This is a genomic window from Stenotrophomonas sp. GbtcB23, from assembly GCF_019091045.1.
In the GTDB taxonomy this organism is placed as follows: Bacteria; Pseudomonadota; Gammaproteobacteria; order Xanthomonadales; family Xanthomonadaceae; genus Stenotrophomonas; species Stenotrophomonas rhizophila_A.
The window spans coordinates 1-235 of record NZ_JAGXKC010000702.1; the positions used below are offsets into that span (position 1 = coordinate 1).

The window sequence follows — 235 nt, forward strand, 5'->3', positions numbered from 1 at the left end:
CGCCCGATGCCGAGGAGGGCGCAGAGGAGGCCTGCAAGGATCAACGGCACTAGCCAGTTGAAGACCCCCAGCATCGCCATGCGGATGTAGAAGAGCCCGCCGACCCGCGAGCCGTACGGCATGCCTTCGTGCAGGAAGGACCGCCACCAGAGCCAGGAGATCAGTGCCGCCGGCAGGCACCAGTCGAAGGTCCAGTAGGGGCGCATCAGGCCGCGGTCGGAAATGTCGATCAGGC

General features: G+C 66.4%; 1 protein-coding gene. It reads right to left on the minus strand.

The window, feature by feature from the left end:
- Nucleotides 1–235, minus strand: a 235-nt coding sequence (locus KVS69_RS20630) for a hypothetical protein (protein ID WP_217540212.1), incomplete at both ends; no start/stop codon positions are given.